Genomic DNA, 16,032 nt, shown 5'->3' on the forward strand with positions numbered 1-16,032 from the left:
CATAGGTCTCTGCCCGCGCGGGCACCGCGTACATCTCGGCCGTGTCGATGAAGTTCACGCCGCGCTCCAGCGAGCGGCTGAGGATGGCATGCGCGTCGGCTTCGCTGACCTGCTCACCGAAGGTCATGGTGCCCAGGCAGATGGGTGTGACGCGCAGGTCGCTGGTGCCAAGTGGAATGGTTTGCATGGGGAGGAGGAAAAGGACTACAAGCGAAAAAGGGACTGCGCAGAATAATGGATTTCCCTCCATTCTGCTGGCCGCAGCCCATGCCCGAAGGCCCCTCCCTCGTCATCCTGCGTGAGCAGGCCGCCGGCTTTGCCGGGCAGACGATCGTGCGGGCGGAAGGCAACACATCGGCCGACAAAAAGCGGCTCGAAGGCCAGCGCATCGTGGCCGTGCGCACCTGGGGCAAGCACTTTTTGGTCGAGCTGCCGCACTTTGCGCTGCGCATTCACTTCCTGCTGTTTGGCAGCTACCGCGTCAACGAGCGCAAGGACCACAGCCCGCCGCGGCTGAGCCTGCAATGCGACAGCGGCGACGAACTCAACTTCTACACCTGCTCGGTGAAATTCATCGACGAGCCGCTGGACGCGGTGTACGACTGGCAGGCCGACGTGATGTCCGACGCGTGGAACCCCGCGCTGGCGCTGAAGCGCCTGCGCGCCGCCCCGGACACCCTGGCCTGCGATGCGCTGCTGGACCAGGACGTGTTCGCGGGCGTGGGCAACATCATCAAGAACGAGGTGCTCTACCGCATCCGCGTGCACCCTCTGTCCACCGTGGGCGCCCTGCCGGCGGCCCAGCTGCGTGCGCTGGTGGCCCAGGCGCGGCAGTACAGCTTCGACTTCCTTGCGTGGAAAAAGGACTTCGTGCTCAAACAGCACTGGCTGGCGCACCGCCAGTCCGTCTGCCGGCGCTGCGACCTGCCGCTGACCAAAGCCACCCTGGGCAAGACCCGGCGCCAAAGCTACTTCTGCAGCCATTGCCAGCGGCTGTATTCGGATGCGCCCCGTGCGGCAGCGCCCGGCGGCTGAAGCCCCGCTGCCGTGGCACCGCCCCGCTGGCCGACACCCTGGCGACACGGCGCCGCCGCCAACGGGCGGCTGCCGCTTTACCATCGCACAGCCGCCATCCCACACCCGCCGGCCGCCCAGAATGGCGGCACCGTTCCCCCTCTGCCTTCCCTGCGCTGCCCATGTACACGCCCCTCAAGCCCTCCCGCAGCAGCATGCTGCCCCTGCGCCGCCTGAACTACCACGTCCGCCACTGGGGCCCGGAGCACAGCCCGCTGCCCACGCTGGTGCTGCTGCACGGCTGGATGGACGTGGGCGCGTCCTACCAGTTCACGGTGGACGCGCTGCAGCAGGAGCGGCGCATCCTTGCGCCCGACTGGCGCGGCTTCGGCCTCACGTCCAGCACCCAGGCCGACCACTACTTCTTTGCCGATTACTTGGCCGACCTGGACCTGCTGCTGGACCACTACTGTGCGCCCGGCGAGGCGGTGGACCTGGTGGGCCACAGCATGGGCGGCAACATCGCCATGATGTACGCCGGCGTGCGGCCCGAGCGCATCCGCCGCCTGGTCAACCTGGAAGGCTTCGGCCTGCCCGCCACACGCCCCGCGCAGGCCCCGGGGCGCTACGCCCAGTGGATCGACGAGATCAAGCAACTGCACCGCGGCGAGATGGCGCTCAAGACCTACGACAGCCAGGCCGGCGTGGCCCAGCGCCTGATGAAGACCAACCGCCGCCTGACACAGGACAAGGCCGAGTGGCTGGCGGGCCACTGGGCGCAAGCCAATGCCCAAGGCCAGTGGGAGATCCTGGGCGACCCGGCCCACAAGATCACCAGCGCGCAGCTCTACCGGCTGGACGAGGCCCTGGCGCTGTACGAGCGCATCACGGCCCCCGTGCTGGCCGTGGAAGCCAGCGACGACAGCCTGGGCCAGTGGTGGAAGGGCAAATACCGCCTGGAGGAATACCACGAGCGCCTGACCCGCGTGCCTGACGCCCGCATTGCCGTGGTCGAGGACGCGGGCCACATGCTGCACCACGACCAGCCCGCCCAGGTGGCGAGGTTGATCGAGGAGTTTCTGGCGGGCTGAGCCACAGGGCTCCACCAGTTTTGAAGCAAAAACGGCTCCAGCGCTTATGCAGCAAGCGCTGGCAGCTATGTTATTTATAGCATTCATGACACCTCCCGCCGGCGCAACCGTGCCAGACCGCTCCCTTGGGGGCATTGGCGGGACGGTTTTGCGTCCCATGAGAAAATCGCGGGTTACTTCATAGAACACGCAGGACAGAACACCATGGACGCAGAACACATCAACCTCATCGGCACCACCCTCGAAGACCTCGCTCAGCGCACGCAAGAGCTACGGAGGTATCTTTGACTTCGATGCCAAATTCGAACGCCTGCGCACGGTAAACGCCTCGCTGGAAGACCCCGCGGTCTGGAACGATCCGAAGAAAGCCCAGGAGCTGGGCAAGGAACAAAAGTCGCTCTCCAGCGTGGTCGTCACGCTGGACAAGCTGACGCGCGAGCTGGCTGACAACGCCGAGCTGTACGAGATGAGCAAGGAGGAAGGCGACGAGGCCGGCCTCATGACCATCGAGGCCGAGACCGCCAAGCTGCGCCCGCTCATCGAGGAACTGGAGTTCCGCCGCATGTTCAGCAACGAGGCCGATCCGCTGAACTGCTTTGTGGACATCCAGGCCGGCGCGGGCGGCACCGAGGCCTGCGACTGGGCCGGCATGCTGCTGCGCCAGTACCTCAAGTACGCCGAGCGCAAGGGCTTCAAGGCCACGGTCGAGGATGAAACCCCGGGCGACGTGGCCGGCATCAAGAGCGCCACGATCAAGATCGAAGGTGAATACGCCTACGGCCTGCTGCGCACCGAAACCGGCGTGCACCGCCTGGTGCGCAAGAGCCCGTTCGACAGCTCGGGCGGGCGCCACACCTCGTTTGCCTCGCTGTTCGTCTACCCTGAAATCGACGACTCCATCGAGATCAACATCAACCCGGCCGACGTGCGCACCGACACCTTCCGCGCCTCCGGCGCGGGCGGCCAGCACATCAACAAGACCGACTCGGCCGTGCGCCTCACGCACATCCCCACGGGCATCGTGGTGCAGTGCCAGGACGGCCGCAGCCAGCACAGCAACCGCGACGTGGCCTGGCAGCGCCTGCGCAGCCGCCTGTACGACTACGAGCTGCGCAAGCGCCAGGAAGAGCAGCAGAAGCTGGAAGACACCAAGACCGACGTGGGCTGGGGCCACCAGATCCGCAGCTATGTGCTGGACAACAGCCGCATCAAGGACCTGCGCACCAACGTCGAAGTCTCGGCCACGCAAAAGGTGCTGGACGGCGACCTGGACGTATTCATCGAAGCCTCGCTCAAGCAGGGCGTGTGACCGATGACGGCCCGCACCGACGCCATCATCTTTGACATGGATGGCACCATGATCGACTCCATGCCCTGGCACGCCCGGGCGTGGGTCGAATTTGCGCGCCGCCATGGCATGGACATCGACGTGCCCGACCTCATGGCGCGCACCACGGGCAAGAACGGCACCGAGTGCATCGTGGAACTGCTGGGCCGTGCCGTGTCGCAAGACGAGGCGCAGGCGCTGACCCACGAGAAGGAAACCATCTACCGCGAGCTGTTCGCCCCCCGCTTTGCCGAAGTGGCGGGCTTCCGCCAGTTCGCGGCGCAGGCGCACTCGCGCGGGCTGAAGGTGGCCGTGGGCACCGCGGGCGACATCGGCAATGTGGAATTCGCGCTGGGCCACCTGGACCTCACGCCCGCCCCATTGGCCATCGTGCGGGGCGACGAGGGCCTGCCCGGCAAGCCCCAGCCCGCCATCTTTCTGGAAGCCGCGCGCCGCATTGCGGCCGACCCGGCGCACTGCATCGTCTTTGAAGACGCCCCTTTCGGCATCGAGGCCGCCCGCCGCGCCGGCATGCGCGCCGTGGCCATCTGCACCACCCACACGCCCGAACAATTGGGCGGCCCGCACGTGCTGGCGGCGGTGCGCGACTACACCGAACTCATGAACACGGACTTTCTGGAGAGTATTCATGTTGCAACTGCATAAAGCGGATGGAAGCGGAGACGGAACAGCCCAGCCCGTGGCCGTCCGCCGCGAGGACTACACCGCCCCGGCCTACTGGATCGACAGTGTCGAGCTGACCTTCGACCTGGACCCGGCCAAGACCCGCGTGCTCAACCGCATGGTGCTGCGCCGCAATCCTGAGGTGGCTGCGCAGCCACTCAAGCTCGATGGCGACGAACTGAACCTGGCGCGCGTGCTGGTCAACGGCCAGGGCACCTCGTTCAAGATGGAAGGCCAGCGCCTGGTGCTGGAGAACCTGCCCGAGGGCACCGAGCCATTTGCGCTCGAGATCTTCACCACCTGCTGCCCGGCCAAGAACACGCAGCTCATGGGCCTGTACGTGAGCCAAGGCACCTTCTTCACGCAGTGCGAGGCCGAGGGCTTCCGGCGCATCACCTACTTCCTGGACCGCCCGGACGTGATGGCCAGCTACACCGTCACGCTGCGCGCCGACAAGGCGCAGTACCCGGTGCTGCTGAGTAACGGCAACCTGGTGGACAGCGGACCGCTGGAAGACGGCCCCAATGGCGCCCGCCACTTCGCCAAGTGGGTGGACCCGCACAAGAAACCCTGCTACCTGTTTGCGCTGGTGGCGGGCAAGCTGGTGGCGCGCGAGCAGCTCATCAAGAGCCGCTCGGGCACCCACCATCTGCTGCAGGTCTATGTGCGCCCCGGCGACCTGGGCAAGACGGAGCACGCCATGAATTCGCTGATGTACAGCGTGGCGTGGGACGAGGCCCGCTTTGGCCTGCCGCTGGACCTGGAACGCTTCATGATCGTCGCCACCAGCGACTTCAACATGGGCGCCATGGAGAACAAGGGCCTGAACATCTTCAACACGAAGTACGTTCTGGCCAGCGAAGCCACGGCCACCGACACCGATTTCGCCAACATCGAGAGCGTGGTCGGCCACGAGTACTTCCACAACTGGACCGGCAACCGCGTCACATGCCGCGACTGGTTCCAGCTGAGCCTGAAGGAAGGCCTCACCGTCTTCCGCGACCAGGAGTTCAGCATGGACCTGGCGGGCAGCCCGTCGGCGCGCGCCGTCAAGCGCATCGAGGACGTGCGCGTGCTGCGCACCGCCCAGTTCCCCGAAGATGCCGGCCCCATGGCCCACCCCGTGCGGCCTGACAGCTACGTCGAGATCAACAACTTCTACACCGTCACCATCTACGAAAAGGGTGCGGAGGTGGTGCGCATGCAGCACAACTTGGTGGGCCGCGACGGCTTTGCCAAGGGCATGAAGCTGTACTTCGAACGCCACGACGGCCAGGCCGTGACCTGCGACGACTTCGTGCAGGCCATCGCCGACGCCAACCCGGCAAGCCCGCTGGCCCAGCACCTGCCGCAGTTCAAGCGCTGGTACAGCCAAGCCGGCACGCCCCGCGTGCGCGCCACGGGCGTGTACGACGCGGCCACCCGCTGCTATGCGCTCACGCTCTCGCAAAGCTGCGCGCCCACGCCGGGCCAGAGCGAGAAGCTGCCGTTCGTGATCCCCGTGGAGCTGGGCCTGGTGGACGCGGCCACGGGTGCCGCCCTGCCCCTGCACCTGGCGGGCGAAGGCGCCGCAGATGCAACGGCGGCCCCCACCTCGCGCGTGGTCGTGCTCACGCAGGCGTCGCAGACGCTCACCTTCACGGGCCTGGACGCGGAGCCCGTGCCGTCGCTGCTGCGCGGCTTCAGCGCCCCGGTGGTGCTGGACATCGAATACACCGATGCGCAGCTGCTCACCCTGCTGGCCCACGACCCCGACGCCTTCAACCGCTGGGAAGCCGGGCAGCGCCTGGCCCTGCGCACCGCTATCAATGCAATAGCTGCTGGCGCAGACCCAGCAAGCGCTGGAGCCCAGTCTGGCACCAAAATTCTGCCCGAAGCCTTCCTGCAGGCCATGCGCTCGGTGCTGCGCCACCCGGCCCTGGACGCAGCGTTCAAGGAGCTGGTGCTGACGCTGCCTTCCGAAACCTACATCGCCGAGCAGCTGGAGGTGGTGGACCCGCAGCGCATCCACGCCGTGCGCGAAGCCATGCGCCACGAACTGGCCCTGGGCCTGCAGCCCGACTGGGAATGGGCGTGGGAGCAAAACCAGGACACGGGCGGCTACCGGCCCGACCCCGTTTCCGCGGGCCGCCGCGCGCTGAGCGGCCTGGCCCTGCAGATGCTGTGCATTGCCGCCCAGCACAGCGGCGACCCCGTCTGGCCCGGCAAGGCCTACCAGCGCTTCAAGACGGCCGGCAACATGACGGACCGGTTCAACGCACTGACGGCGCTGGTGGTCAGCGGCAGCGAACTGGCGCCGCCCGCGCTGGCGCGCTTCCACACGCTGTTCAAGGACGAGCCCCTGGTCATCGACAAGTGGTTCGCGCTGCAGGCCGGCGCACCCGACCGCGGCGGCAACGTGCTGCCCGCCGTGCGCCAGCTGATGCAGCACCCGGACTTCAGCCTCAAGAACCCCAACCGCGCGCGCAGCGTGATCTTCAGCTACTGCAGCGCCAACCCCGGGGCCTTCCACCGCTCCGATGCGGCGGGCTATGTGTTCTGGAGCGACCGCGTGCTCGAACTCGACGCCATCAACCCGCAAGTGGCGGCCCGGCTGGCCCGCGCGCTGGACCGCTGGAAGAAGCTGGCCGAACCCTGGCGCAACGCCGCCCGGGAGGCGATTGCCCGCGTGGCGGCCAAGCCCGACCTGTCCAACGACGTGCGCGAGGTGGTGACCCGCGCGCTGGCCGACTGACGGGCCGACCGACTGACTTTGAGAAAGAGACCGTTTCATGACCAAGCGCATCAGCCTGACCCGCTACCTTGTTGAACAACAACGGGTCGATGGCCTCATCCCCTCCCAACTGCGCCTGCTGCTCGAAGTGGTGGCGCGTGCCTGCAAGAGCATCAGCCACGCCGTGAACAAAGGCGCGCTGGGCGGCGTGCTGGGCACCGCCGACAGCGAGAACGTGCAGGGCGAGATCCAGAAGAAGCTGGACATCATTGCCAACGAGGTGCTCATCGAAGCCAACGAGTGGGGCGGCCACCTGGCCGCCATGGCGTCCGAGGAGATGGACGGCATCTACCTCGTGCCCAACCGCTACCCGCAGGGCGAATACCTGCTGCTGTTCGATCCCCTGGACGGCTCCAGCAACATCGACGTCAACGTGAGCATCGGCACCATCTTCAGCGTGCTCAAGAAGCCCGAGGGCGACCGGGGCGTGGAGGAATCCGACTTCCTGCAGCCGGGCACCCAGCAAGTGGCCGCCGGCTACTGCATCTACGGCCCGCAGACCACGCTGGTGCTGACCGTGGGCGATGGTGTGGCAATGTTCACGCTCGACCGCGAGCAAGGCTCGTTCGTGCTCACCGACGAAAACGTGCGCATTCCCGAGGACACCAAGGAATTCGCCATCAACATGAGCAACATGCGCCACTGGGACGCCCCCGTGAAGCGCTACATCGACGAGTGCCTGCAAGGCAAGGACGGCCCGCGCGGCAAGGACTTCAACATGCGCTGGATCGCCAGCATGGTGGCCGACGTGCACCGCATCCTGACGCGCGGCGGCATCTTCATGTACCCCTGGGACAAGCGCGAACCCAGCAAGCCCGGCAAGCTGCGCCTGATGTACGAAGCCAACCCCATGGGCTGGCTGGTCGAGCAGGCCGGCGGCGCCGCCACCAACGGCCGCCAGCGCATCCTGGACATCCAGCCCACACAGTTGCACGAACGCGTCAGCGTGATCCTGGGATCAAAAAATGAAGTGGAGCGCGTGACAGCCTACCATTCCGCGCTATAATCTGAGGCTTACGCCGGTGTAGCTCAGTCGGTAGAGCAGCTCATTCGTAATGAGAAGGTCGGGTGTTCGATTCATCTCTCCGGCACCAAATGAAAAGCCCTGATTCGCAAGAGTCAGGGCTTTTTTCATTCTGCACGGGGCCGGGGATCTGCCGCCCCTTGGTCCACAGCCGCAAAGCCGGTCAGTATCCGTAGACACGAAGCCCCAGGAGCACCAGCACCACCAGGCCCAGCAGCGCCGTGGTCGCCTGCCAGAACACCACCGGGTCGCGTTCCGCCAGCGGGACGGTACGCTTGCGCAGCAGATGCGCTCCCGGCGCATGCAGATCGTGCATGAACTCCGAGACCGCTTCCTGCCGCCGCCACGGGTTGGGGTGCAGCGCCTTTTGCAGCACCGCGTCCAGCCAGTCGGGCAGGTCGGGCCGCGCATGGCGCGCGGGCACGTACCGCAGGCGCCGGAGGTCCGCGGCGCCGCGCAACTGCGTGACCTGCAAGCCATAGGGCAGCCGGCCCGTCAGCATCTGGTATGTGAGCACGGCCAGGGCGAACAGATCCGCCTGCGGGGTGACCGGCTGGCCCAGGAAGCGCTCGGGCGCGGTGTACTGCAAGGTGCCGGTGATGGGATCGGAGCGCACGCTGTCGGGCGTTGCCGGGGCCAGCCCCGCCACCAGGGTGGAGCCGAAGTCGATGATGCGCACCGTGCCCGCGCGGTCCACCATCACGTTGTCGGGACGCAGGTCCTGGTGGAACATCTCCTTGTGGTGCAACGCCTGCAGCCCCTTGGCCACCTGCGCCACGATGGTGCGCACTGCATCCAGGCTGGGCCGGGGATGGTCCACCATCCACTGCGCGAGGGTTTGACCCTCCACATACTCCATCGCCCCGAACACGTGCTGGCGCGGCCGCTCGCTGGCGTGGGCGCGCAGCACGTGCGGGCTGTTCACGCGCCGGGCCACCCACTCCTCCAGCAGGAACCTGTCCAGGTGGTCGGCATCGCCCGCCATGGCGGCCGCGGGCGTCTTCAGGGCCACTGGCAGTCCTGTCGCGTCGTCGACCGCCAGGTGCACGTGGCTGCGCGCACTGGCGTGCAGCTCGCGGACCACGGTGTAGCCCTCGAACTGCATGCGGGGCGCCAGCGGGGGCGGCAGCGCCAGCCCCTTGCGCAGCGGGGGGAACGGGTCGGCCCCGGCCGGCGGCACGGTGTCGATGCGCACCAGCTGCACCGTCATGTCGTCCTCCGCGCCCCGCGCTTCGGCGGCATCGACCAGGGCGCCTGCGGCGGCGTCCAGATCGCCGGGGAAGCGGGCCAATGCGCCGTTCACCGCGTCCACATCCAGGTGCGTGTACGCGCCATCGGTCGCCAGCAGGTAGAGGGCGCCCGGCTCTGCCTCCAGGCAGGCGTAGTCGATCTCGACATTGGCGCTGGCACCCAGGGCGCGGGCCAGGAAAGACGCTTCGGAAGATAGATGGACGCGGTGGTCCTTGGTCAGCTGCTCCAGGGCACGGGCATGCACACGGTAGATGCGGGCGTCGCCCACATGCAGCACGTGTACCTCGCGGCCCCGCAGGACCAGCGCGCTGAAGGTGCAGACATACCCGCGGTCCTTGTCGAAGCGCGCGTGGCTGCGCAGCGTCTGCGCATGCAGCCAGGCATTGGTGGCGCCCAGCACGCGCTGCGCGCTGCGGCGCACCGACCAGGCGTCCGAGGTGGCGTAGTAGTCGTCCAGAAAGCTGCGCACCGACGCTGCACTCGCCTCCTGGCTGACCGGGCTGGAGCCAATGCCGTCCGCCAGCGCCACCACGATGCCCTTGGTGCCGAGGAGCGGCTCGCGCGGGAGCACTGCGCCATGAAAGTCCTGGTTGACGCCCTTGCGGCCAGCGCGCGAGCACTGGCCCAGCGAGACGCTCAGCCGTTGGGGCACGGAAGCCATCCCGGGGCGCGGGTCAGGCAACGGTGCGCTTAGGCGCCGTCTTGTAGTGCGTGGAATACAACGTGGCCCCCACAAACGTGAGGCCACCCACCAGGTTACCCAGCACCGTGGGGATTTCGTTCCAGATGAGGTAGTCCATCAGCGTGAACTTGCCGCCCAGCATCAGGCCCGTGGGGAACAGGAACATGTTCACGATGGAGTGCTCGAAGCCCATGTAGAAGAACACCATCACCGGCATCCACATGCCGATGGCCTTGCCCGACACCGACGTCGACATCATGGCCGCCACCACGCCCGTGGACACCATCCAGTTGCACATCACGCCGCGGATGAACAGGGTGAGCATGCCGGCGGCGCCATGGGCCGCATAGCCGACCGTGCGGCCCTCGCCAATGTGCCCCAGCTTCTCGCCCACGGCGTTGGGGGCCTCGCTGAAGCCGAAGGTGAAGATGATGGCCATGAACACGGCCACCGTCAGGGCCCCCGCAAAGTTGCCGACAAACACCAGCCCCCAGTTGCGTGCCACGCCGCCCCAGGTGGCGCCCGGGCGCCTGTCGAACACGGCCAGCGGCGCCAGCGTGAACACGCCCGTCAGCAGGTCGAACCCCAGCAGGTACAGCATGATGAAGCCGACCGGGAACAGCATGGCGCCCACCAGTGGATTGCCGGTGTTGACGGTCACTGTCACGGCAAAAGCCGCCGCCAGGGCCAGGATGGCTCCGGCCATGAAGGCGCGGATCAGCGTGTCGCGCGTGGACATGAGCAGTTTGGATTCGCCGGAGTCGACCATCTTGGTCACGAACTCCGCAGGAGCGAGATAGGCCATGGGATTTTTCCTCGGGGTACGGGTGGAATGCAGGGACCCTTCCTGCCCCGCGGGCAGGAAGAAGCGCGGCGAAAACGAAAACGGCGTCCACATGCAGCCCGCCAAAGCGGGGATTGCACAAGGGACGCCGTTATCCGTGGATGCGCGCTTCCGAGACCGGGTGCGCCCAAACAGCGCAGCCGGCAGAAGGTACCGAGCCGCCTTTAGCCCGGGATGCAGGCACTCCAGCAAATTCCGTACCGCCGCTTTTGGGGCATCGCGGGCAGGCCGTGGCACCGTTGCGGTGCAGTGGTCCGGCCTGTCACCGAAGACGCCGCCACGGCCCAGCCCCGGGGCACCAAGTTGGGCTGGCGGGGGGATGGCCTGGGCGCGCGGGGCGTGGCGCAATCACCGTGGCGCCGGATGGCGGCGCCCCCTCGCCCGGGCTGTGTCAGGACGCCGACGGCGTGCTGCCCTGCGGGCTTCGCGCGGCAAAGGCCAGATCCGGCAGCGAGAGCGTGGCTTCCGCCACCTCCAGAAGGCGGCGGTTCTGGTCCATGGACGTTTTCTGCAGCACCCGGAACGCCGCTTCTTCGTTCAGGCCCAGCCGCGCCATCAGCACGCCTTTGGCGCGCTCGATGACCTTGCGCTCGTTGAGCGCCCGTCGCGCGGCCTCCAGCTCGGCCTCCATGCTGGCCATGCGGGCCGCCTGCCCTTGCAGCAGCTCGACCAGCGAGGACGATTCCCCTTCGTGCGGGCCGCCAGCCAAGGTGGCCAGGTCGGCGGGCGTACGCGCCATGTCAAAGAAGCGGTCTACGGCATGGGCCCGCTGAGGCGGGTTGTCGCGCAGCCCGCGCAGCAGGCCGCGCGAGTCCTGCAGATCCTGCTGCGCCTCCCGGATGCAGGCCTCGCAGTCCTCACGCAGGCGCTGCACCAGCCCGACCTGCAAATGCCACAGCGCATTGATGCGTTCAGTGCACACATCGAACCAGGTGTCGCTCAGGTCGCTGTCCAGCGCGGCGCCGGGCCGGGCGGTGCAGAGGGTGCGCCGCAGACGCTCCAGTTGTGCAACCCCCGGCACCAGCTGCAGCCGCTCCCACTGGTCGCGCAACGCGGGCTCCGCAAACTCGGCAAACACCTTGAGGCTGCGCTCCTGCGCATCCATCAGATGGAGAACACGCTGCTGGTGGGCCTCATTGCTGCGCCCGGACGCGTACAGGATGGCTCCCAGCGCCCGCTCCTGGCCCGCCTCTTCCTGCGCCTGCACCAGGTGCAGCAGGGCCACCAGCAGCCGCGACACGCTGGGCAGCCCCGCCGCGTCGGCCACGTGAAAGACCAGCTCCACCAGCCCGGCAATCAGGTGGCTGTAGGCGGCCACCGTGTCGTGCGCCGTCATGGCCTGGCGCTCGATCTGGGACCGCAGCGCGGGCAGCGACTCCACCCCCAGCAGAGCCCACGCCATCAGCGACAAGGTCTTGGCCGTGGCCCCCTGGGCCGGCTCTGCGTGCTGCGCAAAGACGTCGCGCAAGCGCGCCTCCAGCGGGCGCACTTCCTCCACGGCGCGCAAGCGCATGTCGGCAAAGCGCTGGGCCCGCGAAGCCAGGTAGGCGCCCGACGCCCCCCGCTCCCGCTGCACGCCCTGGATGAGCTGCCCGATCACATCCACCAGCTCGGCCCGTTGGGCTAGGTGGCGCACTGCGTCAATCTCCAGTTGTTTGGAGCGCAGGACCAGGCTGGACACGGTCAATGGGTGGGCGGAATCTGGCATGCAGGGTGGGAGCAAGAAGACACGGGAAGTGCGGCGGACGGTGGGTGCGATTCTGTCAGAGGGTCATCCGGCGGCCACGCACACGCGTCCGGCAGCCGTGCGCACCGGGTAGGTGCGCACCGACAGCTCAGGCATCTCCAGACAGGCGCCGGTGCGCAGGTCGAAATGGTTCTTGTAGAGCGGCGACGCCACCACCAGCCGGTCCCCCAGGCTGCCCAGCAGCCCGCGCGACAGCACGCTGGCGCCGGACTTGGGGTCCACATTGCCAATGGCAAAGAACTCGCCGGCGCCCACGCGAAACACGGCAACATGCTCGCCAGCCACTAGCGCGCAGACGCCGGTGTTGGGCACCACGTCGTCCACGGCGCAGATGTCGATCCAGGGGTCGGCTGCCGCAGTGGCTGCAGCGGCCGCCGGGGAGGAAGCGGAGGAAACGGATATGGGAAGTGCACTCATGGCAGAAAATCCTTTCAGGCAGCCTGGCGAATGGGAACAACGGTCGGGGCCTTTGGGGTGCCGCGCTCGTCGGCCCGGGCCGGCCGGATCTGGCCGCGCTCCTGCACAAACACCACGGTCTCATCCGCCTGGTCGCTGTTCACGAAGGAACGGAAGCGCTTGCGCGTTTCCGCGTCGGTCACGGCGGTCTTCCACTCGCACTGGTAGGTGTCCACCACCTGCTGCATCTGCGCCTCCAGCTCCGCGCACAGGCCCAGGCTGTCCTTGAGGAGCACGTCCGTCAGGTAGTCCAGCCCGCCCTCCAGGTTCTCGCGCCAGGTGCTGGTGCGCTGCAGCCGGTCCGCGGTGCGCACGTAGAACATCAGCACGCGGTCGATCGTGCGCACCAGTTCTTCCCGGGTCAGGTCGGACGCGAACAATTCGGCGTGGCGCGGCTTCATGCCGCCGTTGCCGCAGATGTAGAGGTTCCAGCCTTTCTCCGTGGCAATCACGCCGATGTCCTTGCCCTGGGCCTCAGCACACTCACGCGTGCAGCCGGACACGCCAAACTTGATCTTGTGGGGGGCACGCAGGCCTTTGTAGCGGTTCTCCAGCGCTACCGCCAGGCCCACGCTGTCGCCCACGCCGTAGCGGCACCAGGTGGAGCCCACGCAGCTTTTGACGGTGCGCAGCGCCTTGCCATAGGCGTGGCCCGACTCGAAGCCGGCGGCAATCAGCTCTTCCCAGATCAGGGGCAGCTGCTCCACCCGCGCACCGAACAGGTCCACGCGCGCGCCGCCCGTGACCTTGGTGTACAGCCCGTACTTCTTGGCCACCTGGCCCACGGCGATCAGTCCGTCGGGCGTCACTTCGCCGCCCGGCATGCGCGGCACCACCGAGTAGGTGCCGTCCTTCTGGATGTTGCCCAGGTAATAGTCGTTGCTGTCCTGCAGGCTGGCCAGCTCCTTCTTGAGCACGAATTCGTTCCAGCACGAGGCGAACACGCTGGCTGCCACGGGCTTGCAGATATCGCAGCCCAGGCCCTTGCCGTGCCGCGCCAGCAGCTCCTCAAAGCTGCGGATGTTGCCCACACGCACCAGGTGGTAGATCTCCTGGCGCGAATAGGCGAAGTGTTCGCAGACGTGGTTGTTCACGGCCATGCCGCGGCGCGCCATCTCGGCCTTCATCACCTGGGTGACCAGCGGCACACAGCCTCCGCACGTCGCGCCCGCCTTGGTGCAGGCCTTGATGCCTGCGATGGTGCAGGCGCCCTCGCCCACCGCAGCGCAGATGCCCGCCTTGCTCACGTTGTTGCAGGAGCAGATCTGCGCAGTGTCCGGCAGCGCGTCCACCCCCAGACCCGGCCGGGCCTTGCCGTCGCTGGACGGGAAAATCAGGAACTCCGGGTCCTCCGGCAGGGTGATGCCGTTGAGCGCCATTTGCAGCAGCGTGCCGTACTCGGTGGCGTCGCCGATGAGCACGGCGCCCAGCAGGTGCTTGCCGTCTTCGCTGAGGACGATCTTCTTGTAGACCTGGCGGCGCTCGTCCACATATTGGCAGGTGCGGCTGTGCGGTGTCTTGCCATGGGCGTCGCCAATGCTGGCCACGTCCACGCCCATGAGCTTGAGCTTGGTGCTCAGGTCGGCGCCGACAAACGCAGCCCCGGCGTCGCCGGCAATGTGGCGCGCAGCAACGCGGGCCATGTCGTAGCCCGGCGCCACGAGGCCGAAGGTCTGCTCGTTCCACGACGCGCACTCGCCGATGGCATAGACGTTGGGGTCGCTGGTGCGGCAGGCACTGTCGATCGCCACGCCGCCGCGCGGGCCGATGGCCAGCACGCACTGGCGGGCCAGCTCGTCGCGCGGGCGGATGCCGGCGGAGAAGACGATCATGTCAGTCTCCAGGTACGTGCCGTCGGCAAACACCATGCGGTGGCGTGCGCGGGCGCCATCGGTGATCTCCTGCGTGTTGCGGCTGGTGTGGACCTGCACGCCCAATGCCTCGATCCGGGAGCGCAGCACGCGCCCACCGCCTTCGTCCACCTGCACCGCCATCAAGCGGGGGGCAAACTCCACCACATGGGTTTCCAGCCCCATGTCGCGCAGCGCCTTGGCGCACTCCAGCCCCAGCAGGCCGCCGCCCACCACCACGCCGGTCTTGGACCGGACGCCACAGGCCTGCATGGCTTCGAGGTCTTCGATGGTGCGGTAGACAAAGCAGTGCGGGCGGTCACGCCCCGGCACCTGCGGCACAAAGGGGCTGGAGCCCGTGGCCAGCACCAGCTTGTCGTAGTGGAGCACCTCGCCATCGGCCGTGGTGACCGTGCGGATGCGCCGGTCCACCGCCACAGCCCGGGCGCCCAGGCGCAGCGTGAAGCCGGTGCGCTCGAAAAATCCGGGCTCGACCAGCGACAGCGCTTCCGCCGTCTTGCCGCTGAAGAATTCAGACAGGTGCACGCGGTCATAGGCCGCACGCGGCTCTTCGCACAGCACGGTGACCTCCGCGCCCGTGATGCCGGTTTCGGCCAGGCTTTCGAGGAACTTGTGGCCCACCATGCCGTGGCCGATCAGAACGATTTTCATGCTTGTGATCCTGCAAGGGACCCGGCCGCCTTGGAGCGCAATGGCAGGGCGCGCCGCAGGACCGCCTTGGCAAGGCCCTGCATGCACCACCTCCACCGCGATGGCCTGGAGTCGATTGGAACAACCCGGCCGCAGCGCTCGCGCACCCTGCCGGGGTTCCGCCATCTTTAGCGGAGGTATCGTTCGGCCGCCGGCAACTTCACCGGCAAGCCTGCACAGGCATCGCAATATCCGTGCCGCGGCCCCTGCCACCCTCGACACACGGAAACACCCAAGGAGGCAGGGGCCTGCGCGCAGGCTCCGGGGCCGCCGGCGCATCAACGCAGTGCGGGGCCTCACCAAAACGGGGCACCGGTCTTCGCCCCCTCGCCCGGCGCGTGCCCGTCCGGGGCCCAGACGTCCCAACACCACCGGCATCTAGCAACAGGGTTTTTGCTTGCAACCCTGCGCGGCTGCGGCAGACTTTCGGCTCCGCCAGGAGTCTGCGCGGCAGAAGGCATCGAAGCGAAACGCGCGAAAACCGAGGATCGCGTGGTGCTACCGACAAGCCCAGGGTGGCCCCCTGGGCGCAGGAGGGAGTACCGCGCGAGACCGGTTTATCGCGCGTTGCAGCCGAT

The 16,032-nt window shown here is 67.5% G+C and carries 12 protein-coding genes and 1 tRNA gene; 7 read left to right on the top strand and 6 right to left on the bottom strand.

The window, feature by feature from the left end:
* A partial coding sequence (locus tag LWW96_RS13170; protein WP_291487685.1) for an aldo/keto reductase occupies window positions 1–187 on the bottom strand: 187 nt, incomplete at its 3' end.
* Between the two features lie 80 nt (window positions 188–267).
* Here LWW96_RS13170 and LWW96_RS13175 point away from each other — a divergent pair.
* From LWW96_RS13175 to LWW96_RS13205, 7 genes are all read left to right on the top strand, one after another.
* Window positions 268–1,035, top strand: coding sequence for a DNA-formamidopyrimidine glycosylase family protein (locus tag LWW96_RS13175; RefSeq protein ID WP_291487687.1), 768 nt, complete (start codon window positions 268–270; stop codon window positions 1,033–1,035).
* Between the two features lie 161 nt (window positions 1,036–1,196).
* Entirely contained in the window at window positions 1,197–2,105 is a 909-nt protein-coding gene (locus tag LWW96_RS13180; RefSeq protein ID WP_291487689.1) for an alpha/beta hydrolase, read from the top strand.
* Window positions 2,106–2,309: 204 nt separating this feature from the next.
* Window positions 2,310–3,414 (top strand): peptide chain release factor 2 gene (gene prfB / locus LWW96_RS13185; RefSeq protein WP_291487692.1). Its coding sequence is split into 2 segments (ribosomal slippage): window positions 2,310–2,390 and window positions 2,392–3,414, totalling 1,104 coding nucleotides; the frame shifts between segments, so codons are not numbered across the junction.
* Between the two features lie 3 nt (window positions 3,415–3,417).
* Window positions 3,418–4,098, top strand: a complete 681-nt coding sequence (locus LWW96_RS13190; RefSeq protein WP_291487694.1) for an HAD family phosphatase — start codon at window positions 3,418–3,420, stop codon at window positions 4,096–4,098.
* On the top strand, window positions 4,082–6,850 hold the full coding sequence (gene pepN / locus LWW96_RS13195) for an aminopeptidase N (protein WP_291487696.1): 2,769 nt from the start codon (window positions 4,082–4,084) through the stop codon (window positions 6,848–6,850). The genes LWW96_RS13190 and pepN overlap by 17 nt, the downstream gene beginning before the upstream one ends.
* 37 nt (window positions 6,851–6,887) lie before the next feature.
* Window positions 6,888–7,895, top strand: a complete 1,008-nt coding sequence (locus tag LWW96_RS13200; RefSeq protein WP_291487697.1) for a class 1 fructose-bisphosphatase — start codon at window positions 6,888–6,890, stop codon at window positions 7,893–7,895.
* A 12-nt stretch (window positions 7,896–7,907) separates the two neighbouring features.
* Window positions 7,908–7,983 (top strand) — tRNA-Thr (locus LWW96_RS13205).
* Between the two features lie 93 nt (window positions 7,984–8,076).
* Here the strand turns inward: LWW96_RS13205 and LWW96_RS13210 are convergent.
* From LWW96_RS13210 to nirB, 5 genes are all read right to left on the bottom strand, one after another.
* Entirely contained in the window at window positions 8,077–9,825 is a 1,749-nt protein-coding gene (locus LWW96_RS13210; RefSeq protein ID WP_291487699.1) for a bifunctional protein-serine/threonine kinase/phosphatase, read from the bottom strand.
* Window positions 9,826–9,838: 13 nt separating this feature from the next.
* Window positions 9,839–10,651, bottom strand: a complete 813-nt coding sequence (locus LWW96_RS13215) for a formate/nitrite transporter family protein (RefSeq protein ID WP_291487701.1) — start codon at window positions 10,649–10,651, stop codon at window positions 9,839–9,841.
* A gap of 430 nt (window positions 10,652–11,081) precedes the next feature.
* Entirely contained in the window at window positions 11,082–12,398 is a 1,317-nt protein-coding gene (locus LWW96_RS13220) for a nitrate- and nitrite sensing domain-containing protein (RefSeq protein WP_291487703.1), read from the bottom strand.
* 63 nt (window positions 12,399–12,461) lie between these two features.
* Window positions 12,462–12,854 (bottom strand): nitrite reductase small subunit NirD, encoded by a 393-nt coding sequence (gene nirD / locus LWW96_RS13225; protein WP_291487705.1) that lies wholly within the window; start codon window positions 12,852–12,854, stop codon window positions 12,462–12,464.
* Window positions 12,855–12,868: 14 nt separating this feature from the next.
* The gene (nirB, locus tag LWW96_RS13230; protein WP_291487706.1) at window positions 12,869–15,415 is read right to left on the bottom strand and encodes a nitrite reductase large subunit NirB; all 2,547 of its coding nucleotides are present in this window, start codon (window positions 15,413–15,415) and stop codon (window positions 12,869–12,871) included.
* Window positions 15,416–16,032 lie beyond the last annotated feature (617 nt).

The sequence above is a fragment of the Acidovorax sp. genome (genome assembly GCF_021287135.1).
Lineage (GTDB): Bacteria > Pseudomonadota > Gammaproteobacteria > Burkholderiales > Burkholderiaceae_C > Acidovorax.